This window comes from Micrococcus sp. 63XJN7_8_ISO-PGPR-S23-253, from assembly GCF_056173425.1.
The window spans coordinates 2270119-2296518 of record NZ_CM149673.1; the positions used below are offsets into that span (position 1 = coordinate 2270119).

The window sequence follows — 26400 nt, forward strand, 5'->3', positions numbered from 1 at the left end:
TTTACACGCCCTGCCCTGTGGCTTCGTTCGCTTGGTGGCGGGGTTTTTGCAGCGCTCCGTGGCGGTCTTGTTGCCGCGATCACGCAGGACTGGCTGCAGGTAGGTGTCGCGGTCTGAACCGAGAGGGGTGCGCCCGGTCGGGGCCGTTTGGATCGCTGCCGCTACGTCAGAGTCCGAAGGCCCCGCCGCTGACGAGGATCACGATGCCGAGGCCGATGAGAACGATGGGGAAGAGGACGTGCTCCCAGCGTTCGAGCACTTCGGCGATCGGGGGGCGGGTGGCGACGAACTTTGCCAGGGCCACCAGGACCGCGACGAGCGCGAGGAAGACGATGCAGTAGGCGACTACTGCGAGAGGTTCCACGCTGAGGAAGACAGGGGTGTAGACGCCGATGTTGTCGCCGCCGTTGGCAAGGGTGACGCCTGCGACTGTCCACACGCCGACCTTCTTGCCGGCAACCTTGGCCTCGTCGTCATCGTCGTCATCGTCTCCGCGCCAGGCCTGCCATGCGGCCCAGAGGCCGAGGCCCAGAGGGATGAGACCGAAGTACGGGATGGCTGCCGAGGGCAGGAATGCTCCGGCGCCGATGGTCACCAGGACCGCGGCACCGAGGATGCCGGCGAATCCGAGGTACTGGCCGGCCAGAATGCGGGCGGTAGTGCCGCGCTGGCCTGCCCCTCGCGCGAAGAAGAGGGAGAGCACGATGATGTCGTCGATGTTGGTCGCTGCGAACAGGCCCATCGCCTGCAAGACCGAGGTGAGGATCATGCGCCCTCCCCAACTGCGTCGCATCCGGGAAGCGAGCAGGCGGGATCGATGCACGGGGCGTCTTCGTCCACTGCCAGGGTGGCATCGACCAGTGCCGTCAGCGCCTGCGCCAGGTGCGAATCGGCGATCTCATATCGTGTCCGACGACCCTCGGGCTCGGAGACGACGATCCCGCAATCGCGCAGGCATGCCAGGTGGTTGGACACGTTCGGGCGCGTCAGGTCCAGATCTCGGGCCAGTTCCGCCGGGTAAGCGGGATGGTCGAGCAGGGTCAAGATGATCCGGGATCGAGTGGGGTCGGCCAGTGCACGACCCAGGCGGTTCATCACGTCGAGACGCGAAGCAATAGTCATCATGGACTGAACTATACAGCGCGAACTGAACACTCGGTCACAGGCGTCAGCCCAGATCGCATGCCCGTAAGGGGATCCTTCACCGTACGTCGAGCGAGCTCAGTCCTCGACGACTTCTTGTGAGGGATCGTCATGTACGCATGTGAACAGCTTCGCTCTGTGTCGTCCTTCTGGCTTCGCTTCGTGTCGGGTAGCCCGGTCGCTACGGCTGCAGGAGCTCTCGTTCGATGCGTTCTGCGATGGCGTCCCGCATTGGTCGCACGTCTTCCGGTGACCAGGAGTTGGGGTCGGGGAACGACCACTCCAGGACCGTGCCGCCAGGTTCTGCGGGGAGTTCGAGTCCGGGCTTCATGAGGACGACGATGTCCGCGTGTTCGAGCAGGTCGGGCGTCACGCGCCGCGGCATGCGTGCGGTGATGTCGAGGCCGAGTTCGCCTACGGTCGCGGCGATCGAGGGGTTCACCTCGTCGGCCGGGGTGATGCCGGCGGAGGTGGCCGTGTATCGGTCGGGTGCGGCGAGTTCGAGGAGTGCTGCGCCGAGTTGTGAGCGGCCGGCGTTGTGCTTGCAGATGAACAGGACAGTGGGCTTCGTGGTCATGGATGCAAGTCCGGTCAGTTGGTGCAGCACGAGGTGTTGCCGGTAGCCGAATCAAGCGGAGTGCAGCAGGCAGCGTCCTCAGCGGCAGGAGTGGCGGTGGCGGGCGGGGTGGTGCAGCAGGAGCTGCCGCCGATGTCGGTGGAGCAGACACCCGTTTCGGGGAGGACGAGTTCGAGCTGTCGGGCTGCGGTGTGGTCGCCGGCGAGTTCGGCGGCGATGGAGCGGACCTGCTCGTAGCCGGTGAGGAGCAGGAACGTGGGCGCGCGGCCGTAGGACTTCATGCCGGCGATGAAGAAGTTCGGCTCCGGGTGCGCCAACTCGGCGACACCGTGCGGGGGAACGGAGCCGCAGGAGTGCAGGTTCGGGTCGATCAGTGGTGCGAGGGCTCGGGGTGCTTCGACGATGTCGTCGAGGCCGAGGCGGATCTCGCGGAGCATGTCGAGGTCGGGCCGGAATCCGGTGGCGTTCACGATGACGTCGACAGTGACCGCGAACGGCTCTCCCGCGCGCCGGCCGGTGACGGTGACCTGGTCGCCGTCGGCGCGGACGTCGTCGATCTCGTACGAGGCGATCTGCTGCAGCTGACCGGACTCGACGAGGCCGTGGACGGTGGACCCGAGCTGACCCCTGGCCGCGAGGCCGTCGGCTGCGTCGGCGCCGAGCCGGGCGGTGCCGGCGTTTCGGACAGCCCACAGCACTTCGGTACCCGGCGCGGTCTTGGCGAGGCTGGCGAGCTTGATGAGCGTGTTCGCCGCAGAGTGGCCGGCACCAACGACGAGGACCCGCTTCCCCGAGAACCGGGCCCGGTCGGCGCCGAGGACGTCAGGCAGTGCGTGGACGACGCGGTCGCCGAGGTCCGCGGCGGGTGCGAGCCCAGCGGCAGTGAGGGGGTTCGGTGATGTGTAGGTGCCGGAGGTGTCGACGACCGCACGCGCGGTGATGTCCGTGACGCCGTCGGCGGTGTGGAGGCGGAGCAGGAAGGGGGTGTCGGCGCGGCCGGTGGAGCGGGTGCGGTCCATGCCCTGCCGTGACACCGCCTCCACCCGGGTGCCGTAGCGGATCACCGGTGCGAGCTGCGGGGTCGCAGCCAGGGGCGCCAGGTACGTGTCGACGAGGTCCTGGCCAGTGGGCAACGACGCCGCTCGAGGCGCTTCCCAGCCGGTGGCTTCCAGGAGACGCTGCGCGGCAGGGTCGATGACGTACTGCCACGGGGAGAACAGGCGCGTGTGTCCCCACGCGCGGACGCTCGTCCCAACCGTCGGGCCAGCTTCGTAGACGACGACGTCGAGGCCGCGCTCGAGGAGGTGCGCGGCGGCAGCGAGCCCGACGGGGCCGGCACCGATGACCGCGACGGGCAGCCCGGTGAGGCGGTCCGCGTCGGTCCGGGGTGGGACGGTGAGGGTAAGCGTCATGGTCTGCGGCTTCCTGGTCGTTACGCGGTTGCTTCGGTGGGCAGCAGCTCGGCGAGGAGCGTCTGGACGCGGTGCTTGACGTCGTCGCGGATGGGGCGGACGTCCTCGATGCCGCGGCCGGCGGGATCGGTGAGTTCCCAGTCCTCGTACCGCTTGCCCGGGAAGATCGGGCACGCGTCGCCGCACCCCATGGTGATGACGGCGTCGGAGTCGCGGACGGCGTCGGTGGTGAGGATCTTCGGCTGGTTGCCGGCGATGTCGATGCCGTCTTCGGCCATCGCCTGGATCGCGATCGGGTTGATCTGGTCCTTCGGCGCACTGCCGGCGGAGAGGACCTCGACGCGGTCGCCGCCGAGTGCCTGCGCGTAGCCGGCGGCCATCTGGGAGCGTCCCGCGTTGTGGACGCAGACGAACAGGATCGTGGGCTTGTCACTCATGGGTGTGTGTCTTTCCGGGTTCAGCGGATGAGGGTGAGCCAGCCGGCGAGGGCGGCGAGGGTGACGGCGAGGACGGGGACGGTGAGGACGATGCCGGTGCGGAAGTACTGCCCCCACCCGATGTGGATGCCCTTCTTCTCCAGCACGTGCAACCACAGCAGGGTCGCGAGGGAGCCGATGGGGGTGATCTTCGGGCCGAGGTCGGAGCCGATGACGTTGGCGTAGACCATCACCTCGTGGGTGAGCCCGGTCGCTCCGGCTCCGCCGATGGCGAGGGCGGCGATGAGGACGGTGGGCATGTTGTTCATCAGGGACGCGAGGATCGCGATGGTGAACCCGACGCCGAGCGCCGTGACGAGCACCCCGTGGTCTCCGAACACGTCGAACAGCTTCGCGAGGTGGTCAGTGAGGCCCTGGTTCTGCAGGCCGTAGACGACGAGGTACATGCCGATGGAGAACAGCACGATCTGCCACGGCGCCTCCCGGATCGTCTTCCACACCGGAATCACCCGCCCCGACGGCGCACCCGCACCGCCACCGGCGGCACCGACGGTGGCGGTGCCGCCGGTGGTGACCAGGACCGGTGCGGCCTGGGCGCGGGCGAAGAGGAACGCGGGCTGCCGGGCGGCAACGAGCACGATCACGACCGCCCCGACACCAGCGACGGCCGCGAGCGGCACACCGAGTGGGTCGGCGGCGAAGTAGCCGACGAGCAGCAGGGCGAGGACGACCCAACCGGCGCGGAACGTCGCCCGGTCCGTGATCGCGGCGGTGGGGCTGGTGAGGGCGAGGACGTCGTACCGCTTCGGGATGCTCTTGCCGAAGTAGAGCAGCAGCATGCCGAGGGAGGCGAGGACGGAGACGATGCCGACGGGGATCATGACGGCGGCGTACTCGGCGAAGCCGAGGTGGAAGTAGTCGGCGGAGACGATGTTGACCAGGTTTGACACCACCAGCGGCAGGCTGCCGGTGTCGGCGATGAACCCGGTGGCGAGGATGAACCCGAGCGCTGCCTTCTGCGGCATGTTCAGGGCCCGGAGCATCCCGACGACGATCGGGGTGAGGATCAGTGCGGCCCCGTCGTTGGCGAACACGGCCGCGATGACGGCACCGAGGCCGACGATGAGGACGAACAGCAGCCGTCCGTTGCCGCGGCCCCAGCGGGCAACGTGGAGGGCTGCCCACTCGAAGAACCCGGCCTCGTCGAGGATCAACGAGATCAGCACCACCGCGACGAACGTCAGTGTCGCGTTCCACACGATCCCGACCACTGTCGGGATGTCGGAGAGGCCGACGACGGTGGTGGCGAGGGCGATGACGGCGCCGATGAGCGCGGTGTAGCCGATCGGGAACCCCTTGGGCTGCCAGATCACCACCACGAGCGTCGCGACGAAGATCGCCGCAGCCACCACAGCCATCACCATCAGCCGATCACCGCAGCCTGGTTCACTGCAGCCTGGTTCGCTGCGGCGGCGGCGCGTTCCCAGCCCTGCGCGGCGACCTGCACGGCGTCCCACGGGGACCCGAGCGGCGGCGTGTAGGAGAGGTCGAGGTCGATGACGTCGTCCACGGTGAGCTCCGCGTGGAGGGCAGTGGCGAACGTGTCGATGCGCTTGCTGATCTCTGCCGAGCGCTGCCCGACGATCTGCGCACCGAGGAGCCGACCGGTGCTCTGGTCGCCGGTGACGCTGATCGTCAGCGGGACCGCGCCCGGGTAGTACCGCTTGTGGTCATCCGCCACCGTCACCCGCGTCAACGGAGACACCTCCAGAGGGCCGGTCTCGTGCTGGCGGAGGCCGGTGCGGGCGGCGACGAGATCGAACACCTTCACCACCTGCGTCCCCACCGAGCCCGCGAAAACCTTGCTGCCGCCGAGCATGTTTTCCGCGGCGACGCGGCCCTGCTTGTGCGCTGTCGTCCCGAGCGGCAACCACGTGGTGCCGAGGAGCCGGTGGTGCGTCACGACGCAGTCACCGGCAGCCCACACATGCGGCACCCCGGTCCGCATCGATTCGTCGACGACGATCGCGCCGGCCTGACCGAGCCGTGCCCCAGCGGCGACCGCGAGATCCGTGACGGGATGGACGCCGACGCAGACCACGACGAGGGCGAACGTGCCCTCCGCGTCACCGGACGTCGACCTGGTGGCGACGCGCCACTGCCCACCGCCTGTCGGGGCGATCCCGGTGACGGTCGACCCGGTCAGGACGGCCGCGCCATGGCTGCGGACCTCGGCGGTGACGAGGGACCCGAGCTCCGGGTCGAGGGTGGAGAGCACTTCCGGGCCACGCTGAATCAGCGTCGTCTCGAACCCGCGCGCGACGAGCCCTTCGGTCATCTCCAGGCCGATGTAGCCAGCACCGACGACCGCCACCCGGCTCCCCGCCGGCAGCAGCTCGAGGGCAGCGACCACCTGCTCCGCATCAGTCATGGAGTGCAGCAGGTGGATGCCAGATTCCCCGAACGGGACCCCGGCCGGGCGCACGGGCTCGGCGCCGGTGCCGATCAGCAGCTCGTCGTAGGAGATCTGCTCTTCCCCGGCAGCGCCGGTGACGGTGAGGCGGCGGCGGTCGACGTCGACGGCGGAGGCCCAGGTGGAGGAGCGGACGGTCATGCCGGCGGCTTCGAGGTCCGCGCGGGTACGGTGCGCGAGGGACGCTTCCGTCGCGACGTCGCCGGAGACCCAGTACGGGATGCCGCAGATGGAGAAGTTCGGGAACTCGTCCGCGAGTACCACCGTCACATCGGTGGTCGGGTCAAGTTCGCGGGCGCGGAGCGCTGCGGCGATGCCGGCGTCACTGCCGCCGACGGCGAGGAGGTGAGTCATCAGGCTGGTCCTTCACGGATCGAGCGGGAACCGAAAGCCGGCCCGTACATCGAAGCACGTCGATATCGATGAACGCAAATATAGACGCCCGTCGAAGTCGGTGGGAGGATGAGCCCATGACGATCGAGCTGCTTCCCATCCAGGACGTCACCGCGTGCTGCTCGCCCGTCACCACCGAGGCGATGGACCAGGCGTCCGCCGAGGTCCTCGCGAAGTCGCTCAAGGCGATCGCGGACCCGGCCCGGCTCCGGCTGATCTCGATGGTCGCCGCGCACGACGGTGCCGAGGCCTGCGTCTGCGACCTGCAGGAACCGCTCGGCCTGTCCCAGCCGACCGTGTCGCACCACCTCAAGGTCCTCGTCGACGCCGGGATCCTCCACCGCGAAAAGCGCGGCACCTGGGCCTACTTCTCCCTCATCCCCGGCGCCCTGGACACCCTCGCCGGCCTCATCACCACGCCGGCGAAGTAGTCCACCGCGACATGGTGGCGCGAAGTGCTTGCCGAATGTCCGCCGGCCGTGTCAGAATCGTCCTGCGTTCATAGTGCGCGCCTACAGCCGGTCCTCTGGATCGGCTTTTTTCATGCCCGCCTGCTCCGCTACCCTGAGGCTGCTCGGCACGCGTCCCGGGAATCTCGCGGGTGTCGCATAGGCGCTGTACGCTGACACTCAAGGCAGCACGACGCTGTCTCCGGCTGGCCCTCTCAGGACCGGCCTTTTTTATGCCCTGATCTGACTCGGGCATTCGCAGGGAGCTCTCGACGCTCCTGCCATCCGCTGCCACGCCTCGTTGCGCGCCGGCGGTCCTCATGCCCCCACCCGAGGACGGGTGGGTTCTGGCCGCAACTGGCCAACCCCGAAGGAGGCATCATGCCCATCACCGACACGGTGGACATGCTGACGGCCTCCGGTGGTACTGCTGCCCTGACTGGCGTCATCGCCGTCGCCGGCGGCGTGCTCAGCGCGTTCCTGTCCAAGCAGGTCGTCGCGCTGATCCAGCACGTCATCGACGTCATCGACGACCGCACGCTGGCCAAGGATCCCGAGCGAGCTCGCATCGTCGCAGAACTGCGTCGAGCCCGCCGCGGGCAGCAGTAACCACCGGTTCAAAAAGCCGCCCCTCATTCGGCCAGGAGAGCTCTGTCTCCATGTTGTAGCGAAAACGAAGGTTTTTGGCGCAGTCCGTGGTGGGTGCCCTTGGGGTGTGGCTTCGTTCGCTTGGTGGCGGGGTTTTTGCAGCGCTCCGTGGCGGTCTTGTTGCCGCGATCACGCAGGACTGGCTGCAGGTAGGTGTCGCGGTCTGAACCGAGAGGGGTGCGCCCGGTCGGGGCCGTTTGGATCGCTGCCGCTACGTCAGAGTCCGAAGGCCCCGCCGCTGACGAGGATCACGATGCCGAGGCCGATGAGAACGATGGGGAAGAGGACGTGCTCCCAGCGTTCGAGCACTTCGGCGATCGGGGGGCGGGTGGCGACGAACTTTGCCAGGGCCACCAGGACCGCGACGAGCGCGAGGAAGACGATGCAGTAGGCGACTACTGCGAGAGGTTCCACGCTGAGGAAGACAGGGGTGTAGACGCCGATGTTGTCGCCGCCGTTTGCAAGGGTGACGCCTGCGACTGTCCACACGCCGACCTTCTTGCCGGCAACCTTGGCCTCGTCGTCATCGTCGTCATCGTCTCCGCGCCAGGCCTGCCATGCGGCCCAGAGGCCGAGGCCCAGAGGGATGAGACCGAAGTACGGGATGGCTGCCGAGGGCAGGAATGCTCCGGCGCCGATGGTCACCAGGACCGCGGCACCGAGGATGCCGGCGAATCCGAGGTACTGGCCGGCCAGAATGCGGGCGGTAGTGCCGCGCTGGCCTGCCCCTCGCGCGAAGAAGAGGGAGAGCACGATGATGTCGTCGATGTTGGTCGCTGCGAACAGGCCCATCGCCTGCAAGACCGAGGTGAGGATCATGCGCCCTCCCCAACTGCGTCGCATCCGGGAAGCGAGCAGGCGGGATCGATGCACGGGGCGTCTTCGTCCACTGCCAGGGTGGCATCGACCAGTGCCGTCAGCGCCTGCGCCAGGTGCGAATCGGCGATCTCATATCGTGTCCGACGACCCTCGGGCTCGGAGACGACGATCCCGCAATCGCGCAGGCATGCCAGGTGGTTGGACACGTTCGGGCGCGTCAGGTCCAGATCTCGGGCCAGTTCCGCCGGGTAAGCGGGATGGTCGAGCAGGGTCAAGATGATCCGGGATCGAGTGGGGTCGGCCAGTGCACGACCCAGGCGGTTCATCACGTCGAGACGCGAAGCAATAGTCATCATGGACTGAACTATACAGCGCGAACTGAACACTCGGTCACAGGCGTCAGCCCAGATCGCATGCCCGTAAGGGGATCCAGGACCGGGCCCCGAAGGCGGCGGCCAGCCCGGCCAGGTACAGGGCCAGGGCGAGGGCGGCGGTGGTGGCGGTCATGCGGGTCCCCTCGGGATCGTGCGCTGTGCTCCCCGACCCCGACGGGGGTCAGTGGTGGGTGGGGTGTTCGTGATGGGCGTGGGCGGCGGGTTCGAGTTGGAAGGTGGAGTGGTCGATCGCCACGTCGAAGTGCTCGGCGACGCAGTGTTGGAGCTGGTCCAGGATCTGGGGGGCGTGCCCGTCGTGGAAGCAGTGGTCCTCGACGACGACGTGGGCGCTGAGCACGGGGACCCCGGTGGCGATCTGGGAGGCGTGCAGGTCGTGCACGGACACCACGTGCGGCACCGCTTCAAGGTGGTCCCGAACCTCGGCGAGGTCCAGGTCCCGGGGGGTGGATTCGAGCAGGATGTGCGCGGCCTCGGCCAGGATCTTCAGGGTGCGGGGCACAATCAACACGGCGATGAGCATCCCGGCCACGGCGTCGGCCTGCGCCCAGCCGGTGGTGGCGATGACCAGGGCGCTGGCGATCACGGCCACCGAGCCCAGCGCATCGTTGAGGACCTCCAGGAACGCGGCGCGCATGTTCAGGTTGGCCCCGCGGCCGGAGCCGAGGACGGCCAGCGAGGCGAGGTTACCGGCCAAGCCGAGGATCCCGAACAGCAGCAGAGGGCCGGAGGCTACCTCGGGCGGGGCGAACAGTCGCTGCAGGCCCTCGATGAAGGCGTAGAGACCCACGGCCAGCAGGATGGCGGCCTGGGCCAGGGCGGCCAACACCTCGGCGCGCAGGAACCCCCAGGTGCGCCGGGCCGTGGGCGGCCGGGCCATCAGGGTGGAGGCCAGCAGGGCCATCAGCAACCCGCCAGCGTCGGTGAGCATGTGCGCCGCGTCCACCAGTAGGGCCAGGCTGCCGGTGATCAGCGCCCCGGCCACCTCGGCCAGCAGCACCGCCGTGGTGATGGCGAAAGCGACCGCCAGCCGCCAGCGGTGCGCCGGCGAGGCGTGGTGGTGTGCACCCATTAACTGTGTCCTCCTTCTCCGGGACCGGGCTCAGGCCGCGGCGGGGCCGTCGGGGCCCGGGGTGCCGGAGTGTGGGCAGAGCTCGACCGCGTGCCCGGTGACCGTCAGCAGCCGCTCAGCGGCGGCCAACACCTCCAGCAGCTCGGGCTCGGCGGCCAGGGAGTACAGCGAGGCCCGGCCCACCGGCCGGGAGGACACCAACCCGCAGCCGGCCAGGCAGGCCAGGTGCGCACTGACCGTGGACTGGGCCAACCCGAGGTGCTCGGTCAGCTCGCGCACCTTGTGCTCCCCGGTGGCCAGGTGCCGCAGGATCGCCAACCGGGTGGGGTCGGAGAACCCGTGGAACAGCGCCGCCGCCGGGCCCAGGCCCGCCGCCGGGCCCAGGCCCGCCGTCGGGGACACCCCCGGCTCCTTAATCATCGTCATACGACGATGATAGCGCCTTCAGTCGATAATGGCGAGGTCGCGCCCCAGGACCGGTCAGAAGCCGGTGAAGGCGGGGAGGAACTGGACGAAGACCGAGCCGGCGACGGCGACGTAGGCGACGGCGATGAGGGTCCCGGCCCAGCCGGTGGCGAACCGGACCACCCCCGGCGGGGCGGGGATCACGCCGTGGGCGAGGTTGCGGGCGGTGAGCAGGAGGAACAGGGGGATCATGGCCGCCCAGACGATCATGCAGTACAGGCAGAGGATGTAGATCTCGTACAGGGCCTGGAACCACAGCCAGGCCACGAACCCTATCCCGAGGGTGACCCCGGCCTGCAGCCCGAGCCAGTACCCGCGGCCGGGCCGGGCCCCGGAGAGCACGACCATCGCGGTGGAGATCACCACGGCGAAGGCGACGATGCCGATCAGCGGGTTGGGGAAGCCGAACAGCTCGGACTGCCAGGTGCCCATGACCCGTCCGCAGGACACCCAGGGGTTGATGTCACAGCTGGTGGTGTGGCCGGGGTTCTCGTAGAGGGCGAGGCGTTCGAGGACCAGGGTCGCCGAGGCGATCCAGCCGACGGCGCCGGTGACGAGCAGCACCAGGCCGAAGGCCCGGCGCCCGGTGAACCACGCCGGGGCCGGCGCCGGGCCGGCTGCCGATACTGGGGAGGCGGCGCTCGGGGCGGTGGGCTCGGTGAGCCGGTCGGTCATGGGAAGTCCTTTGCTCTCGGTCCTCTGCTCTGGCCCGGGTGGCCGCGGATGGTCCGGGCGGTCAGTCCTGGGTGGCGGCCTCGACGGCGGCGGTGAACTCTTCCAGGCTGTTCACGGTGAGCGGCTCACCGTCGAGGTAGAAGGTCGGGGTCCCGGCCACGCCCAGGGCGGTGCCGTCGGCCACGTCCAGCTCGACCCGGTCCCGGGTGGCCGGGTCGGCCACCGCGGCATCGTAGGCGGCCATGTCCAGGCCCAACTCTTCGGCGTAGGCCCGGAAGACCGGGCTGCGGTCCTCCGTGGTGTGGCTCCACTCGGTCTGGGTCTCGAACATCTTCTGGTACATCGACTCGTAGGCGCCCTGCTGGGCAGCGGCCTCCACGGCGATGGCCGCGGTGACCGAGTTCGGGTGGCCCGGCAGCGGGAAGTACCGGTGCACGAAGGTCACGGTGTCCGCATACTCGGCGCGCAGGTCCTCCACGAAGGGGTAAGCCGCCGCGCAGGCCTCGCACTCGAAGTCCAGGAACTCCACCAGCACGGCCTTCTCATTGGGGGCCTGCGAGAGCACCCGGCTATTCTCCCGCACCAACTGACCGGCAGACCCAGTCGACTGCCCGGTGGACTGGGCGGTGGACTGGTTGGGGTCCTGCTGCTGGGCGGTGGCGGTCCCGCGGGCCACAAGGTAACCGATGAGGGCGGCGGCCACGACCAGGCCCAGCAGCACCCAGACCACGATCTTGGCCCGGCGCTGCCGGGACGGGGTGGGAGAAGACGGGGTGGAAGCGGTGGGGTCAGGGGAAGTCACGAGCGGTCCAATCCGTGAGGTGGGGGGCGTGTGCGGGCGGGGTTAGACGGGGGTGGTGAAGGTGCCGGCCAGGTTCTGCAGCTGGTAGATCCACAGGGTCCAGATCCCGGTGACCATCAGCACCCCGACGAGCACCAGCAGTACCCCGCCGATGATGTTGAAGGCGCGGATGTGGCGGCGGACGAAGCCCAGCGTTCGGGTGACCCAGTCCAGGCCCATCGCCACCAGCACGAAGGGGATGCCCAGGCCCAGACAGTAGAGGAAGCCCAGCAGGGCCCCGCGCCAGGGGTCCCCGGTGGTGGTGCTCAACGCCAGCACGGCGCTGAGGGTCGGGCCCATACACGGGGTCCAGCCCAGGCCGAAGACCACCCCGAGCAGCGGGGCCCCGGCGATCCCGGTCCTGGGCTGGAAGGACATCCGCCGGGTGTTCTGCAGGAACGGCAGCCAGCCGATGAGCACCAGGCCCATCAGGATCACGAACACCCCCAAGGCCCGGATCAGCGCGTCCTGCCACTGCAACAGCCACCCGCCGATCACCCCGAAGGCGGCCCCGTAGAGGGTGAACACCGCGGCGAAGCCCATAATGAACAGTCCCACCCCGGTCATCACCCGGCGCCGGTTGTCCGCCCGGCGCGGGTCGGCCAGCCCGGAGACATACCCCAGGTATCCGGGCACCAGCGGCAAGATGCACGGGGAGAGGAAGGACACCAGCCCGGCGACCACGGCCAGCGGCATCGCCACCAGCAGTGCCCCGGACTGGACCATCTCGGCGAAGAACCCACCCAGGCTCATGGCTGTCCTCCTCGGCCCCGGCAGCGGCGATGCGGGAAGGTGGGGCAGCAACGGGCAGTCACGGAGGGTCCTCACTGATTCAATCGATCGGGGTCGCCCGGCCCGGGCGAAACCCCGCAAGAGACTACAGCGCAGGCTGTATAGTTCACCACATGCTGACGATTGCGACACGGTTGGACGTGATGAACCGGCTGGGCCGGGCGATGGCCGACCCCACCCGATCCCGGATCCTGCTGTCCCTGCTGGAGGGCCCCGGGTATCCGGCCGAGCTGGCCCAGGCCCTGGGGCTGAGCCGGTCGAACGTGTCGAACCACCTGGCCTGCCTGCGGGACTGCGGGATCGTGGCCGTCGAGCACCAGGGCCGCCGCACCCGGTACGCGATCGTCGATGCGCACCTGGCCCGGGCGCTGAGCAGTCTGCTCGAGGTGACCCTCGCGGTGGATGCCTCCGCGCCCAGCCTGGACCCGGGCTGCCCGGTACCCGGGTGCTGCGACACGGCGGAGGTGGCCTCGTGAGCGCCGCCTGCGGCTGCGAGGCCCCGACCCCCACTCCCGGTGCACCCGAGGAGCACGAGGAGCACCGGCCGTGGTGGCGCGATGCAGCCATCCTGCTCCCGGCGCTCTCCGGGCTGGCGTTCCTCACCGGGCTGGTCCTGGAATGGTCCGGGGCCGGTCTCGTGGCCACGGTGGTGTTCTGGGTCGGGCTGGTGCTGGGCGCCTGGACCTTCGTGCCCGGGGCGCTGCGCGGATTGTTCACCCGGGGCCGGCTCGGGATCGGACTGCTGATGACGATCAGCGCCATCGGCGCGGTGATCCTGGGCTACATCGAGGAGGCCGCCGCCCTGGCGTTCCTGTACTCCATCGCCGAGGCCCTGGAAGACAAGGCCATGGACCGGGCCCGGGCGGGCCTGCGCGCCCTGCTGAAACTGGTGCCCGAGACCGCGACCATCCGGGCCGGCGGGGCCACGGTGGAGGTCGAGGCCAAGGACCTGCATCCCGGGCAGGTGCTCGTGGTCCGGCCCGGGGAACGCATCGCCACCGACGGGATCGTGCGTACCGGGCGCAGTTCCCTGGACACCTCGGCGATCACCGGCGAGTCCATCCCGGTCGAGGTCGGCCCGGGAGACACCGTCTCGGCCGGGTCGATCAACACCTCCGGGGCCCTGGAGATCGACGCCACCGCCGCCGGCACCGACAACTCCCTGACCACCATCGTGCACCTGGTCGAACAGGCCCAGACCGAGAAGGGCGCCCGGGCCCGCCTGGCCGACCGGATCGCGAAGCCCCTGGTGCCCGGGGTGCTCATCCTGGCCGTGCTCGTCGCGGCCCTCGGGTCCCTGCTCGGGGACCCGGAACTGTGGATCACCCGCGCCCTGGTGGTGTTGGTGGCCGCCTCGCCCTGCGCGCTGGCCATCGCGGTGCCGGTCACCGTGGTCTCGGCGATCGGCGCGGCCAGCCGGTTCGGGGTGGTCATCAAATCCGGGGCCGCCTTCGAGCGCCTCGGCGGGATCCGCCACCTGGCCGTGGACAAGACCGGGACCCTGACCCGCAACCAGCCCACCGTCACCGCCGTGCTCACCACCCCCGGCCTCACCGAGGACCAAGTGCTGGGCTGGGCCGCGGCACTGGAACAGCACAGCACCCACCCGTTGGCCGCGGCCATCACCGCCGCCACCCCGGACACGCCCGCGGCCGAGGGCGTCACCGAGACCGCCGGGCACGGGATCACCGGCCGCCTGGACGGGGCTACCGTCACCGTCGGCAGCCCCCGCTGGCTGGCCCCCGGCCCCCTGGCGGCCCAGGTCCAGGGGCTGGAGGACCAGGGCATGACCGTGGTCATCATCCACCGCGACGGGGCGGTCGCCGGGGCCATCGGGGTCCGTGACGAACTGCGCCCTGAGGTCCCCACCGTCGTGACCACCCTGACCGGCCAGGGCATCGGCCTGACCATGCTCACCGGGGACAACGCCCGCACCGCCCGGGCGATCGCCGACCAGGCCGGCATCGACGACGTGCGCGCCGAGCTGCGCCCCGAGGACAAGGCCGCCGCCGTCGGTCAGCTGACCGGCACCCGGCCCACCGCGATGATCGGGGACGGCATCAACGACGCCCCCGCCCTGGCCGCCGCCGAGGTCGGCATCGCCATGGGCGCCACCGGCTCGGACGCGGCCATCGAGTCCGCGGACGTGGCCTTCACCGGTCACGATCTGCGCCTGATCCCCCAGGCCTTGGCCCACGCCCGCCGCGGCCGGGCCATCATGAACCAGAACATCGTCCTGTCGCTGCTGATCATCGGAGTGCTGCTGCCGTTGGCCATCACCGGCATGCTCGGCCTGGCCGCCGTGGTCCTGGTGCACGAGGTCGCCGAGGTCATCGTCATCGGCAACGGCCTGCGCGCCGCCACCACCCGACGCACCGCCCTGGAACCCCTCACCGACCGGCAAGCCCAACCCGCCACCACGGGATGAGCTCCTACCGTGCCTGCGGGACAGAGACGCCCAGGCCCGGTGAGACCCGACCTGTCCGGTCCATCCGGTACCTGCCAGCGATTTCACAGGTCGCGCCGGGGTCAGCAGATCCACTGAGGCGCCGGGAAACGGGCGCATCGCGAAAGGACACGAATGAACCACCGGCGCAGGTACCCCCTGGTGCTCTTGACCATTGCGACCGGGGCCGGCGTAGTGGTCCTGGACCAGGTGACCAAGTGGTGGGCGGAGAACAGCCTGTCCACGGGCGAGCGAGTCCCGCTCCTGGGTGAGCTGCTCGGGCTCCAGCTGGCCTACAACCCCGGGGCGGCCTTCTCGTTCGGGGCCAACTCGACCTGGATCTTCACCATCATCTCGGCGGTGGCGGTCGCCGCGGCGATCTGGTTCACCCTCCGGGTCCGTACCGTGTCCTGGGCGATCGTGATCGGGTGTCTCGGCGGCGCGGTGACTTCCCACCTGGGTGACCGGCTCCTGCGCCCACCGTCATTCGGGCAAGGCCACGTGGTGGACTTCCTCGCCTACGGGAACTGGTTCATCGGCAACATCGCGGACATCTTCATTGTCGGCGGGGCGCTGGCCGCGGTCCTCCTGACCGCCACGGTGCCCGACCGGGGCACCGTCGACGCCGCGCGATAACCACTACTAGGACTCCCCTCCGCGGCCCGCTGCAGTCGGTCCCCCCTAGGTGTGATGTCCAGGGACGTTGTTTCGGCGACACGGCCGTGAGGAGCTGAGAGGCGAGGGCCTCTGGTTGTGAAGTGGAGCTGTTGAGTTCAACCGCTTCACAAGACCTGGAGGCCCTCGTGTCCCACGCTAACGCTGCCCTGACCCCACGCGCACGACTCCGCCTGGCGCGCCTGATCGTCGAGGATCACTGGCCGCCATCAGTCGCGGCGAAGATGTTCATGGTCTCGCCTGTCACCGCCCGGAAATGGGCGGCGAGGTTCCGTGCCGAGGGCTCGGCAGGGATGGTCGATCGTTCGAGTCGGCCGCGGTCGATGCCGACGAAGACGCCGCTGCCGGTGGTCAAGCGGATCGTGAAGCGGCGGTGGCGGAGTCGCCTGGGACCGGTCCAGATCGCTGGCGAACTCGGCCTGCCCGCCTCGACCGTCCACGCGGTGCTGGTTCGATGCCGGATCAGCAGACTCAGCCATATCGACCGGGTCGACGGTGAGCCGATCCGCCGGTACGAACATAACTATCCCGGCTCGCTGATCCACGTCGATGTCACGAAGTTCGGCAACATCCCCGACGGCGGTGGTTGGCGCTTCGTCGGCCGCGTCCAGGGCGAACGTAACCGGGAGGCCACTGCCACCCGCCTGCGGAGCCGGAACAACCGCTACGAGCCTCGCCTGGGCACCGCGTTCGTCCACACCGTCATCGATGATCACTCCCGCGTCGCTTACGCCGAGATCTGCTCGGACGAGAAAGCCGCAACAGCGATCGAGGTCCTGCGCCGCGCCGTGACCTGGTTCGCAGCCCGCGGTGTCAGCGTCGAACGCGTCCTCTCAGACAACGGCTCGGCCTACAAGTCATACGCCTGGCGCGACGCCTGCGCAGAACTTGGGATCACGGCGAAGAAGACCCGCCCCTACCGACCACAAACGAACGGGAAGATTGAGCGCTTCCACCGCACGCTCGCCGACGGCTGGGCATACGCCCGCTTCTACGGATCCGAATCCGAACGCCGATCCGCGTTACCCGGCTGGCTCCACTTCTACAATCATCACAGGCACCACTCCGCGATCGGAGCCCCACCCATCAGCAGAATCGACAACAACCTGCCTGGACATCACACCTAGTCCATCTGGCCGCCAGGCAGGTTGGAGATCCCCCGGAAACGCGGTCCTGGCGTTGTGGAAACTAATGCCAGACATACCCTAGGGCCACATTCGACCCGTTGCCGGTCTGGACGTTCTGAGTGACGGAGTTGTCGTGGTGGTTGGTCACGGAGAATCCGCTTTCTGCCGGCGGCCACACGAAGGGCGTCTGGTAGGCGGCCACGAGATCGAGGCCGGCGGACGTGAGGATGGGCCGGTACGAGCTGGTGCTGCCGGGCTCGAGGTAGCCATGAGCCTCGAGGTCAGAAGACGCCTTCTGAATCTGGCGGTCGGTGAGGGCCCGGGCCTGGAGGTCGTCGTAGACGCCGGCGTCATTGGGACGTGCCTCGGCTGCTTCCAGAAGCAGCCACTGGGCCTCGACGCGTGGGTATGCCCGAGCGACCCGCTCGGCGTCGAAGGCACACCGGGGCCGGACAGCAATTGGGATACCGCCGGCCAAGGGGGTGTTCTTGGGGATCATCTCGAGCTGCATGAGCTCTCGGGCGACGACTTGGACACGGTGGGGTGGGCACACATCAGCGGGGATGTCCCTCACGTGCTGACCGACGAGGCCGTTGGTGTGGACGTAGTTCAGGACGCGGAGGGTGAAGATCGTGGGTCGCACAAGGCCTCGCTGTTCTGTCGTGGCGGGTCACTACCCCGCCGTGCTGTGCGCTGGAACCTTCACGCTAGCGGCAAGGGCCGACGCGATAGCCCCCGGTTCCTCTAAGGAGGCCGGGGGGTCACGGGGAAAGCGTGCGGCAGTCAGGCGGAGGGTCGCCCTAGGGCCTTCCACTGCTCCTCGAGCTCGGCGCGCCAGCCCTTCGGTGGCGGCCACGGCACGCCCCAGGCGGCCAGCTGGGCCTTGGTCCATCCGCCGGCCGGCGTGCGCGCGGCAGCGACCTCGTCGGGGCTGGGTGTGCTCGGCTCGTCAGACATGCGTGGGATCCTGCCAGTTCGAGGGTGGGATTGGTGGTGGGACGTGGCTCAATCAGGCTCTCTGATCCGCGAGATCATGCGGTCCCGTCAGTTCCCGAACTACCCTGAATGGACGGTGACATCGGCCACCCCGCGCGCACACGGTCGTTTACGGCGGAGCCGATTCGCGCCGCAACGCTTGCTACTGGAGCGACCTGCCAGCGCACGCACAATCCCTTTCGTGACGGCTGGACCACGCGCCGCGGGATGCGAGCGGGCCGGGCGCTTAGGGGCAGCCGCGTTCCTGCAGCCAGATTCTCGCCGCCGTCTGAGCCGCATCAGTGCCGCCGCCCCCGTCCCTACGGATCGGCACGTCCGGGTCGACCGGGCGATCGCCCAGAACCTCGCCTCCACGATCCACAAACTCCGCCGCCGTCAGGGTGATACGGCTGCCATCGGACAGCACATGTGTCGCGTTCCCGGACCCATACCCTGACGATGACTGCCCGAACGACCTTGCATTGGGCAACCCTCGGAAGGCGGCCAGCACCGCCTCCCCCGAGGACGACGTGGACCGGTCTTGAAGCACGGCAATTGGAGCGCCATCGCGTTGTGTCCGGGGCCCCACGCTGACGAACGTCATGCCCTCTGTGCCTGCCCCGTCCTCCTGCACGGTCACTGCCGTGTCCTCGCCAGCCCGATCCCGGAAGAACATCACCGGCCCTTCCGGCAACAACGCGGAGACACCCGAGAGCATCGGCCACATGTTCCCACCCAGGTTGCCCTGCACGTCCACCACCCACCCCCAGGTCGCTGGCGCTGCGGCGTCGATTCCATCCGCCAGGACCATCGCGTACTCGGACGCCTGGGGATCGTCACTGGCCACAGGCAGTGCTGGCAGGCTGAGGGTACTGATGCCGTCCGTCGTAGTGACGGTCGGCAACGTGACATTCATGCGGGGTGACTCGGAAGCGCTGGAGGTCGACCTTTCACCCCTCTCGGCTGGGTCCGGGCCGGGAGTGAAGCTCGAATGCTTCCCTCCAGCCACCCCCGTGGCATAGCGCGGGACACTGTCGAGGTCTCGAGGTGAGCGCGCCGTCCTGGCGGTCTCCTGCACCTGGGCTCGGGCCTGCTCCCACCGCTCGCCGGAGGCGTACAGCCCGGTATCAAGGACGTCGAGGGCCCGATCTGCGTACGCCAGGGTGTCTTGATCTCCACTTGACGATCCTCCACCAGGGGTCGGCGTCCCTGGTGGAGCGGACGACGACGTGGGTGGCGATCCATCCCCGTGGGAGGCTCCACACCCGGTCAGCAGTACCGCCAGCACCACGCCCATGCAGACGACTCGCGTCCTAGGCCGTCTGGTCCAAGCGATATTCATGCGGCCAGTGTCGCATCAGACGCACGCCGAGAGGCCCCTCGGAGAGAACTCCCGTGACGCATCTGCCCAGCCACTCTCCGTGTTCGGACTAAGGGCGTAAACGGTCGTTTGTGGCTGCGCCTCCACGAGCACGAGCACGAGCACGAGCACGAGACCAGCCCCTCACACTCCGAGCGCCTCGCCCTATCTCCACTGCGCCTCCGCACTGCTATCTTCCTAGCCATGTTCACTCTCTGACGGCATCGCACTGAACACCCCACCATCACGAGAGGAACAACTGTGCCCACTGACCTTCTGACTCTTCACTTGCCGCAGCTCTACCCTGCTGACCAGCTCCCTGGAGGACTCGACTTTCGAGGGTTGGACGTTGGGATGGCCGACGATCTGGCCCAGTGCTATCTCATGAGCTACCCACCCGACGTCGCTGCCTCCGATCTAGACGAGGCGCGCGAGGAGATGAACGCGACCTTCCGCGGTGACTACGGAAAGCTGCGCGCCGATGCGAGCACTACAGCGTGGGTGGGCGGCCGTCTCGCCGGAGCCATCATGGTGGTCACCCACTCGATCTGGGACGCACACCTCACGGGTCCGTTCGTCATCGACCTCTTCATTGATCCCCACGCACGCGGGAAGGGGATCGGGCGGGCTCTGGTCCAACACGCCATCGCAACCTGCTGCGACGCCGGTGACCACACTCTGAGTCTGCGCTTCGGACAGGGCACCTCCGATGCGGCCATGCGGATCTACCAGTGGCTCGGATTCCGCTCCGTGGGATAGGCAATATCGGTCGTTAGTGACGAGGGGCCCCGCCATGCGCCGTGTGCGCCACCTCCGGCCCTGCCCGCCCGCCGCACGGCTCGCCACAACCAACCCGCTAGAGCGGCAGCCGTCCGTACGTTTCTGGCGAGCCCCGGGGTGCGCGGGGGCGCCCACCTGGACACCCAGTTTCACGCCGACCGGATCCCGCCCGATACGCGAAGAGTCCACCGCGCGTCGTGTGGAACCTTGCCTGCATCTCGACAGCAAAGGCCCTTGCCCACCGCTCCGCGTCGTGACACAGTTCACCCTATGATGCAGCAGCAGTGACCCCGTGGGTCCGACGACCCACCACCGGCCTCCCCGCGCGCCCGTCTCGAGCACGGCTCGACGGGTGCCTCTGCGCCCACCCCTTTCTTCAGAAAGCAGTCACCGCATGCCTGACATCATCGAATTCCCCCTGCCCGCCTCGTCGGACGACCCCCATTGGCGGGCCTACTGCCAGCTCGGAGACGAGTACAACCACGAGCTGATCGGCACGACCGAGTGGGACGAGACCCCCACGGACGCGCTCATCCAGGCCGCCGCCGAGACCGACCACACGCTGCGCCGCTACCTGGCGTACGTCGACGGCGAGGCGGTCGGCTACGCCCGCGTCCTGGTCAACCACGTCGACGACCCTGACGCGGCCGCCCTCAACGTCTACGTCCACCCGCGGCACCGCGGACGCGGCCACGGCCGGGCACTGGCCGAGCGGCTCGTCCTGGACACCGCCGGCCTCACCCGTTTCGAGACCTGGCCGCTGACGCCGCGGCCGGTGGCCGGGCAACGCGCGCTCACCCCGCCCAACGGCGCTGGCGCGGTGCCCGCCGAGCATCCGGGTGTGCGTCTCGCCCAGTCCTACGGCTTCGCGCTCGTCCAGATCGAGCGGGTGAGCCGGTATGACTTCGCCGATCCGGGGATCGACCCCGCCGCCGCCCTGGCCGAGGCCGAACGCGTCTCGCCGGACTACGAGCTCCACGCCTGGGAAGGCGCGGCCGACGCGTCCCTGCAGGACGACCTCGCCGTCCTCAAGGCCCGCATGGCCACGGACGTGCCCTCCGGGGAACGCACCGTGGTGGAGCAGGTCTGGGATGCGGCCCGCGTGCGTCGCATGGACGAGCAGATCCTCACGACCGGGCGGTTCTTCCGCGTGGTGGCACGACACCGTGCCACCGGTCGGATCGTCGCCCTGAGCGAGCTGGTGGCGCCCCGCTCGCGCCCGGACGGGCTGATCGACCAGTGGGACACCATCGTGCTGCCCGAGCACCGCGGCCACCGCCTCGGCATGCGCGTGAAGGCGGCGAACCTCATCGCCGTCCGAGACGCGCTGCCCGAGGCCCGCGCGATCATCACGTGGAACGCCGAGGAGAACCGGCACATGCTCGACGTCAACGAGGCGCTGGGCTTCCGGCCTGTACTGGCCGAGGCATCCATGGAGGCGCCGGCACCCCTGCGACGTCGCTGACGGTCCACGACCTCGGCGCCGCCTCACCCCCGCTCGAGCGTCCGCTGGGCCGCCTCCCGCACCGCCCGCGTGAGCCGCACCAGGCGCGTCACGGGCAGCGTGGCCGCCTGCCAGTACAGGGGCACGAGGACGTCGTCGAGCCCGGGCACGCGGACCAGTCGGCCGGCGCGCACGTCCTCGACGGCCTGGGCGTCCACGAGCATCCCCCACCCCAGGCCGGCCCGGACGGACCGGTGGAACCCGTCGAACGACGGCGCCAGGTGCGTGGGCGGGGCGACGTCCAGTCCGGCGCCGCTCAGCGCGAGGCGCTGCAGGTCGTCCTTCGCGTTGTAGCGCATCATGGGCATCGCGCCGAGGTCGACGACGTCGCCCGCCGCATGCCGCGCGAGCAGGGCGGGCGCCACGAGCGGGACGTAGCGCATGCTCCCCAGCGGCTCCACCGCGCACCCCTGCACCGGCTGCGGCTCCGTGGTGACGGCGGCCAGCACCTCGCCGCGGCGCAGCAGCTGGGCGCTGTGGTCCTGGTCCTCGACGTGCAGGTCCAGGACCGTGTCGTCCCAGTCGGCGGCCTCCGCCAGGACGGGCCCGAACCACGTGCCCAGCACGTCGGCGGGCACGGCCAGGGAGGTGACGCTGCGCCCGGCCGCCGTGCGGCCCAGCCCGGCCCACGCCTCCTGTTCGAGCACCCGCATGTGCCGGGCCACGCGCACCAGGCCGACGCCGGCCTCGGTCGGCTCGCAGGGTGTGCCGCGCCGGAGCAGCACCTGGCCCACCTGCCGCTCCAGGGCGCGGATGCGCTGGCTGACCGCGGAGGCGCTGACGCCGAGCTCGTACGCGGCCGCCTCGAACGAGCCCTCGTCCGCGATCGCACGCAGCGCCTGCAGCTGATCCAGGTTCATGAAGCAGAGCTTAGGCACCTGCAGTTCTCTTCGTTTGGCTCAGGCCTGGCCGGGCCCTAGCGTCCTCACCCATGTGGACCCTCGCCGGCACCGGCCTGCTCACCGGACTCGCCCTCATCGTCGCCATCGGCGCCCAGAACGCCTTCGTGCTCCGCCAGGGCGTGCGCCGGGAGCATGTGGGCGCCGTCGTGCTGGTGTGCATGGCCTCGGACGCCGTGCTGATCCTGGCCGGCACCGCCGGGGTGGGCGCGCTCGTGCGGGCCGTGCCGTGGCTGCTCGAGGTGCTGCGCTGGGGCGGCGCCCTGTACCTGCTCTGGTTCGCGGTCTCCTCCCTGCGTGCCGCGCTGCGCCCGCAGGGGCTCGTGGCCGAGCAGGCGTCGCGCACCGCGGGGTCGGTCATCGCCACCACGCTCGCGCTGACCTGGCTCAACCCGCACGTCTACCTGGACACCGTGGTGCTGCTGGGCAGCCTCGCCAACCAGCACGGTCCCGACGCACGGTGGGTCTTCGCCGCCGGCGCCGTCGCCGCCTCGGTCCTGTGGTTCACCGCGCTCGGCTACGGCGCGCGCCTGTTGGCCCGGGTGCTCGCCGACCCGAAGGCGTGGCGCGTGGTGGACGTGGTGATCGCGGTGGTCATGGCGGTGCTCGCGGTCCGGCTCATCGCCGGTTCCGGCGTGTGGGGGTGAGCCGGCACCGCCCCCCTCACTCCCCGCCCAGCTCCTCCCGGAGGATCTGCGCGCCGGCCACGAGCGCCGCCGTCTTGTCCCGCGCCACCGAGCGAGCCAGCGGCGCCATGCCGCAGTTGGTGCTCGCGATCAGCTTGTCCGCGTCCACGAACTCGAGGGTCTCCCGGAGGGTCGCGGCGACCTCCTCGGGTGTCTCGATCTCGTCGCTCGCCACGTCGATCGCGCCGACCATCACCTTCTTGCCGCGCAGCAGGCCGATGAGCTCCGCCGGCACCCGGGAGTGGTGCCGTTCCAGGGCGATCGTGTCGATCGTGGACTCGCGCAGCAGGGGGAACGACGTCTCGTACTGGCGCCACTCCTCCCCGAGCGTGGCCTTCCAGTCGTTGTTCGCCTTGATCCCGTAGCCGTAGCAGATGTGCACGGCCGTCTCACACGTCAGGCCTTCGGCCGCGCGCTCGAGCGTCGCCACGCCCCAGTCGCGGACGTCGTCGAAGAACACGTTGAACGCGGGCTCGTCGAACTGCACGACGTCGACGCCCACCGCCGCCAGCTCCCGCGCCTCCTCGTTGAGGATGCGCGCGAACTCCCACGCGAGCTTCTCGCGGCTGCCGTAGTGGCGGTCGGCGAGGGTGTCGATCATGGTCATCGGCCCGGGCAGGGTCCACTTGATGGGCCGGTCCGTCCGCGCGCGCAGGGCCTTCGCGTCGTCCACGAACACCGGCGCCGGTCGGCCCACCTCCCCGACGACGGTCGGCACGCTCGCGTCGTACCGGTCGCGGATCCGCACCGTCTCGCGCCGGTCGAAGTCCACGCCGCCGAGGTGCTCGATGAACGTGGTGACGAAGTGCTGGCGGGTCTGCTCGCCGTCGCAGACGATGTCGATGCCCGCGCGTTCCTGGTCGGCCACGGCGAGGGCGAGCGCGTCGAGCTGGCCCTCGCGCAGCTGCTCCCCCTCGAGCTTCCAGGGCGACCAGAGCGTCTCCTCCTCGGCGAGCCAGCCGGGCTTCGGCAGGCTGCCGACGAGGGCGGTGGGGATCAGGGTGGTCATCGGGTCTCCTCGGTGTCTCGTGCGGCGTGGGCGGTGGCCCAGCGCTCCAGCAGGTCGCGGTGCGGTCCCACGAAGTGCTCCTGCGTGTACTCCCCCTGCTCCCGGCCGAGGCGGGCCCGCTCCTCGCGGTCGTAGGCGATCCGGGTCTGCGAGAAGTCGCCGTGGTCCAGGCGCGGCCGGTAGAGCTCGCCGGCCCCGGCGTTCGCGTTGTAGATCTCCGGCCGGTAGATCCGCTGGAAGGTCTCCATGGTGGCGATCAGCCCGGCCAGGGAGAGGTTCGCGTGGTCGTTGAGCAGGTCGCCCCGCGAGTAGAACGCCAACGGCGCCACGGCCCCGCGCGGCAGGAAGCACCGGATCCCCAGGCCCATCCGGCCGAAGTAGCGGTCCGTGCGGGAGGGCTCGTCCTGGCGGTACTCGACCCCGAGCACCGGGTGCTCGTTCGTCAGCCGCCGGTAGGTGCGGCTCGTGGACACGCTGATGCAGATCACGGGCGGCTGCGGGAACCGCTCCCGGTACGCCTGCGAGTCGAGCAGGTGCCGGAACAGCCGCCCGTGCAGGTCACCGAAGCCGTCGGGCTCCTCGGTCCCCGGCGACGTCGCCGCGTGCGCGGGCAGCACCACGGAGAAGTCGTGGTCACGGACGTAGGAGGAGAAGTTGTTCCCCACACTGCAGCCGAGCACGGCGCCCGTCGCGCGCTCGACCACCCGCACGTCGAGCATCTCCATGAGCGGGAAGTCGACGGCCGCGCCTTCGTCGGCGGTGAAGTGCACGTCGATCGAGACGATCTCGATCCGTGCCGTGTAGCGGTCCCGCTCCGGGTTGTCCCAGGGGGCGAGGTCGTTGAGGCGCCCGTCGATCATGGCCAGGGCGGCGCGCAGGTTCTCCCGCCGGTCCGCACCGCGGGCGAGGTTCGCGAAGTTCGTGGTGGCGCGCGTGCTGGCGGCGGGCGTGTAGTCCTCGTCGAACGGCGTGGTGTGGATGCTGAACGTCAGGTCGTCCACGCGGGTGGGAACGGTGCTCGGGACAAGGGTGGCGTGGCTCATCGGGTCCTCTCCGGGGTGCGGGCGCGGGTGGTGCGGTGGTGGGCGGGGGCGGGACGGGGCACCGCGGACGACGACGACGCCCCGCGGCCGGCGGCGACGCGTGCGGCGCACTCGAGGCCGGCCTCGAGGTCCGCCTGCAGGTCGGCCACGTCCTCGATGCCGACGGAGAGCCGGACCAGGTCCGTGGGGACGGCCAGGGGCGTGCCCCGCACGGAGGCGTGGGTCATCTCGGAGGAGTAGCAGAGCAGCGATTCGACCCCGCCGAGGCTGACCGAGAGCGCGAACAGCTCGGTGGCCTCGGCGAACGCGCGGGCCGCGGCCTCTCCCCCGGCCAACCGCACGGAGACGATGCCGCCGAAGCCGTCCATCTGCCGCGCGGCGAGCGCGTGGCCCGGGTGGTCGGGCAGCCCGGGGTAGAAGACCTGGGCGACCTCGGGGCGGCCCTGCAGCCAGCCCGCGAGGGCGGCGGCGTTGGCGCCGTGCCGGTCCATGCGCAGGCCGAGCGTCTTGAGGCCGCGGGCGGCGAGGTAGGAGTCCTGCGGGCCGGCGACCGCGCCGGCGGCGAACTGCTGGTAGGCCACCGCCTCGGCCAGCGCCCGGCCGCGGAACTCGCGGTCGGCCACCACCACGGCGCCGCCGAGCACGTCCGAGTGCCCGCCGATGTACTTGGTGGTGGAGTGCACCACGACGTCCGCGCCGAGGTCGAGGGGCCGCTGGAGGTAGGGCGAGGCGAACGTGTTGTCCACGACCAGCAGCGCGCCGGCGTCGTGGGCGATCTGCGCCCAGGCGGCCAGGTCCGCGATGCCGAGCAGCGGGTTGGACGGCGTCTCCACCCACAGCAGCGCGGTGCGGCCGGGGCGGACGGCCGCGGCGACCGCCGTCGGGTCGGTGATGTCCACGGGGGTGTTGGACACGCCCCACGGCTCGAGGACGGTGGTGATGAGGCGGTGGGTGCCGCCGTAGCCGTCGCCACCCAGCACGATGTGGTCGCCGGGGCGCAGCACGGCCCGCAGGAGGGCGTCCTCGGCGGCGAGCCCGGAGGCGAACGCGAACGCCCGGTCGCCGTGCTCGAGGGCGGCGAGCTGGGTCTCGAAGCCGTTCCGGGTCGGGTTGGAGCCGCGGCTGTACTCGTGCCCGGCGCGCAGCACGTTGATGCCGTCCTGCACGAAGGTGCTGGTCTGGTAGATCGGCGGCACCACGGCGCCGGTCAGCGGGTCGGGCTCCTGGCCGGCGTGCACGGCGGTGGTGGTGAAGCCGCGGACGGCGGGACGGGACACGGAGCGGGTGGTGTGGTGGACGGCGGTCATC

30 protein-coding genes are annotated in these 26400 nt (G+C 70.0%); 9 read left to right on the top strand and 21 right to left on the bottom strand.

Features of this window, described 5'->3' with window-relative positions:
- Positions 1–166: 166 nt before the first annotated feature.
- The 7 genes from AC0VX4_RS10430 to AC0VX4_RS10460 all read right to left on the bottom strand — a co-directional run bounded on the left by AC0VX4_RS10430 (position 167) and on the right by AC0VX4_RS10460 (position 6396).
- Entirely contained in the window at positions 167–769 is a 603-nt protein-coding gene (locus tag AC0VX4_RS10430) for a cadmium resistance transporter (protein WP_036381382.1), read from the bottom strand.
- Positions 766–1125, bottom strand: a complete 360-nt coding sequence (gene cmtR / locus AC0VX4_RS10435; protein WP_475464341.1) for a Cd(II)/Pb(II)-sensing metalloregulatory transcriptional regulator CmtR — start codon at positions 1123–1125, stop codon at positions 766–768. The genes AC0VX4_RS10430 and cmtR (AC0VX4_RS10435) overlap by 4 nt, the downstream gene beginning before the upstream one ends.
- Positions 1126–1324: 199 nt before the next feature.
- On the bottom strand, positions 1325–1720 hold the full coding sequence (locus AC0VX4_RS10440) for an arsenate-mycothiol transferase ArsC (protein WP_125107085.1): 396 nt from the start codon (positions 1718–1720) through the stop codon (positions 1325–1327).
- A 14-nt stretch (positions 1721–1734) separates the two neighbouring features.
- Complete coding sequence (locus AC0VX4_RS10445) at positions 1735–3132, bottom strand: FAD-dependent oxidoreductase (RefSeq protein WP_038566163.1); 1398 nt, start codon at positions 3130–3132, stop codon at positions 1735–1737.
- Between the two features lie 20 nt (positions 3133–3152).
- Entirely contained in the window at positions 3153–3569 is a 417-nt protein-coding gene (locus AC0VX4_RS10450; protein WP_038566165.1) for an arsenate reductase ArsC, read from the bottom strand.
- Positions 3570–3589: 20 nt separating this feature from the next.
- Positions 3590–4987: an arsenic transporter gene (locus AC0VX4_RS10455; RefSeq protein WP_038569915.1), complete on the bottom strand. Its 1398-nt coding sequence runs from the start codon at positions 4985–4987 to the stop codon at positions 3590–3592.
- A gap of 5 nt (positions 4988–4992) precedes the next feature.
- On the bottom strand, positions 4993–6396 hold the full coding sequence (locus AC0VX4_RS10460) for an FAD-dependent oxidoreductase (RefSeq protein ID WP_145033681.1): 1404 nt from the start codon (positions 6394–6396) through the stop codon (positions 4993–4995).
- A 116-nt stretch (positions 6397–6512) separates the two neighbouring features.
- Here AC0VX4_RS10460 and AC0VX4_RS10465 point away from each other — a divergent pair, with 116 nt between their 5' ends.
- The gene (locus AC0VX4_RS10465; RefSeq protein WP_145033678.1) at positions 6513–6866 is read left to right on the top strand and encodes an ArsR/SmtB family transcription factor; all 354 of its coding nucleotides are present in this window, start codon (positions 6513–6515) and stop codon (positions 6864–6866) included.
- Positions 6867–7265: 399 nt separating this feature from the next.
- The gene (locus tag AC0VX4_RS10470) at positions 7266–7493 is read left to right on the top strand and encodes a hypothetical protein (RefSeq protein ID WP_051805400.1); all 228 of its coding nucleotides are present in this window, start codon (positions 7266–7268) and stop codon (positions 7491–7493) included.
- A 255-nt stretch (positions 7494–7748) separates the two neighbouring features.
- Here the strand turns inward: AC0VX4_RS10470 and AC0VX4_RS10475 are convergent, their stop codons facing one another.
- The 7 genes from AC0VX4_RS10475 to AC0VX4_RS10505 form a co-directional block, all read right to left on the bottom strand.
- Positions 7749–8351, bottom strand: a complete 603-nt coding sequence (locus tag AC0VX4_RS10475) for a cadmium resistance transporter (RefSeq protein ID WP_036381382.1) — start codon at positions 8349–8351, stop codon at positions 7749–7751.
- Positions 8348–8707, bottom strand: a complete 360-nt coding sequence (gene cmtR, locus AC0VX4_RS10480; RefSeq protein WP_475464341.1) for a Cd(II)/Pb(II)-sensing metalloregulatory transcriptional regulator CmtR — start codon at positions 8705–8707, stop codon at positions 8348–8350. Before cmtR (AC0VX4_RS10480) ends, AC0VX4_RS10475 begins: the two co-directional genes overlap by 4 nt.
- A gap of 199 nt (positions 8708–8906) precedes the next feature.
- Positions 8907–9815, bottom strand: coding sequence for a cation diffusion facilitator family transporter (locus AC0VX4_RS10485; RefSeq protein WP_036313825.1), 909 nt, complete (start codon positions 9813–9815; stop codon positions 8907–8909).
- Positions 9816–9845: 30 nt separating this feature from the next.
- Entirely contained in the window at positions 9846–10241 is a 396-nt protein-coding gene (locus AC0VX4_RS10490) for an ArsR/SmtB family transcription factor (RefSeq protein WP_475464342.1), read from the bottom strand.
- A gap of 54 nt (positions 10242–10295) precedes the next feature.
- Positions 10296–10955, bottom strand: a complete 660-nt coding sequence (locus tag AC0VX4_RS10495; protein ID WP_036313831.1) for a vitamin K epoxide reductase family protein — start codon at positions 10953–10955, stop codon at positions 10296–10298.
- Positions 10956–11016: 61 nt separating this feature from the next.
- Entirely contained in the window at positions 11017–11757 is a 741-nt protein-coding gene (locus tag AC0VX4_RS10500; protein WP_036313834.1) for a DsbA family protein, read from the bottom strand.
- 42 nt (positions 11758–11799) lie between these two features.
- A complete protein-coding gene (locus AC0VX4_RS10505) occupies positions 11800–12549 on the bottom strand; it encodes a cytochrome c biogenesis CcdA family protein (RefSeq protein WP_036313837.1) in 750 nt (249 codons plus the stop codon).
- A gap of 152 nt (positions 12550–12701) precedes the next feature.
- Between AC0VX4_RS10505 and cmtR (AC0VX4_RS10510) the strand changes: the two genes are divergently transcribed.
- From cmtR (AC0VX4_RS10510) to AC0VX4_RS10525, 4 genes are all read left to right on the top strand, one after another.
- Entirely contained in the window at positions 12702–13064 is a 363-nt protein-coding gene (cmtR, locus tag AC0VX4_RS10510; RefSeq protein ID WP_475464343.1) for a Cd(II)/Pb(II)-sensing metalloregulatory transcriptional regulator CmtR, read from the top strand.
- The gene (locus tag AC0VX4_RS10515) at positions 13061–15016 is read left to right on the top strand and encodes a heavy metal translocating P-type ATPase (protein WP_182488802.1); all 1956 of its coding nucleotides are present in this window, start codon (positions 13061–13063) and stop codon (positions 15014–15016) included. Before cmtR (AC0VX4_RS10510) ends, AC0VX4_RS10515 begins: the two co-directional genes overlap by 4 nt.
- Before the next feature lie 180 nt (positions 15017–15196).
- Positions 15197–15670: a signal peptidase II gene (locus tag AC0VX4_RS10520; protein WP_223246418.1), complete on the top strand. Its 474-nt coding sequence runs from the start codon at positions 15197–15199 to the stop codon at positions 15668–15670.
- A 167-nt stretch (positions 15671–15837) separates the two neighbouring features.
- On the top strand, positions 15838–16836 hold the full coding sequence (locus AC0VX4_RS10525) for an IS481 family transposase (protein ID WP_081091319.1): 999 nt from the start codon (positions 15838–15840) through the stop codon (positions 16834–16836).
- Between the two features lie 61 nt (positions 16837–16897).
- Here AC0VX4_RS10525 and AC0VX4_RS10530 read toward each other — a convergent pair whose 3' ends face one another.
- The 3 genes from AC0VX4_RS10530 to AC0VX4_RS10540 form a co-directional block, all read right to left on the bottom strand.
- Entirely contained in the window at positions 16898–17335 is a 438-nt protein-coding gene (locus AC0VX4_RS10530) for a hypothetical protein (RefSeq protein ID WP_145033536.1), read from the bottom strand.
- Positions 17336–17619: 284 nt separating this feature from the next.
- On the bottom strand, positions 17620–17793 hold the full coding sequence (locus AC0VX4_RS10535; RefSeq protein WP_179891580.1) for a hypothetical protein: 174 nt from the start codon (positions 17791–17793) through the stop codon (positions 17620–17622).
- Positions 17794–18058: 265 nt separating this feature from the next.
- Positions 18059–18727, bottom strand: coding sequence for a S41 family peptidase (locus AC0VX4_RS10540; RefSeq protein WP_186321705.1), 669 nt, complete (start codon positions 18725–18727; stop codon positions 18059–18061).
- A 798-nt stretch (positions 18728–19525) separates the two neighbouring features.
- Between AC0VX4_RS10540 and AC0VX4_RS10545 the strand changes: the two genes are divergently transcribed.
- Both AC0VX4_RS10545 and AC0VX4_RS10550 read left to right on the top strand, forming a co-directional pair.
- On the top strand, positions 19526–19930 hold the full coding sequence (locus AC0VX4_RS10545) for a GNAT family N-acetyltransferase (RefSeq protein ID WP_145033531.1): 405 nt from the start codon (positions 19526–19528) through the stop codon (positions 19928–19930).
- 415 nt (positions 19931–20345) lie between these two features.
- Complete coding sequence (locus tag AC0VX4_RS10550) at positions 20346–21416, top strand: GNAT family N-acetyltransferase (protein ID WP_145033528.1); 1071 nt, start codon at positions 20346–20348, stop codon at positions 21414–21416.
- A 23-nt stretch (positions 21417–21439) separates the two neighbouring features.
- Here the strand turns inward: AC0VX4_RS10550 and AC0VX4_RS10555 are convergent, their stop codons facing one another.
- Positions 21440–22315, bottom strand: a complete 876-nt coding sequence (locus AC0VX4_RS10555) for an ArgP/LysG family DNA-binding transcriptional regulator (RefSeq protein WP_145033525.1) — start codon at positions 22313–22315, stop codon at positions 21440–21442.
- Between the two features lie 71 nt (positions 22316–22386).
- On the opposite strand from AC0VX4_RS10555, the gene lysE reads away from it, so the two are divergent.
- A complete protein-coding gene (gene lysE, locus AC0VX4_RS10560; RefSeq protein ID WP_145033522.1) occupies positions 22387–23001 on the top strand; it encodes an L-lysine exporter in 615 nt (204 codons plus the stop codon).
- Between the two features lie 16 nt (positions 23002–23017).
- On the opposite strand, the gene AC0VX4_RS10565 is transcribed toward lysE, so the two are convergent.
- Genes AC0VX4_RS10565 through AC0VX4_RS10575 form a run of 3 tightly spaced genes read right to left on the bottom strand, consistent with a single transcriptional unit; the run spans position 23018 to position 26399 of the window.
- Positions 23018–24049: a methionine synthase gene (locus AC0VX4_RS10565; RefSeq protein ID WP_145033519.1), complete on the bottom strand. Its 1032-nt coding sequence runs from the start codon at positions 24047–24049 to the stop codon at positions 23018–23020.
- A complete protein-coding gene (locus AC0VX4_RS10570) occupies positions 24046–25092 on the bottom strand; it encodes a putative oxygenase MesX (protein ID WP_145033516.1) in 1047 nt (348 codons plus the stop codon). Before AC0VX4_RS10570 ends, AC0VX4_RS10565 begins: the two co-directional genes overlap by 4 nt.
- Entirely contained in the window at positions 25089–26399 is a 1311-nt protein-coding gene (locus AC0VX4_RS10575; protein WP_060775194.1) for a cystathionine gamma-synthase, read from the bottom strand. The genes AC0VX4_RS10570 and AC0VX4_RS10575 overlap by 4 nt, the downstream gene beginning before the upstream one ends.
- Position 26400 lies beyond the last annotated feature (1 nt).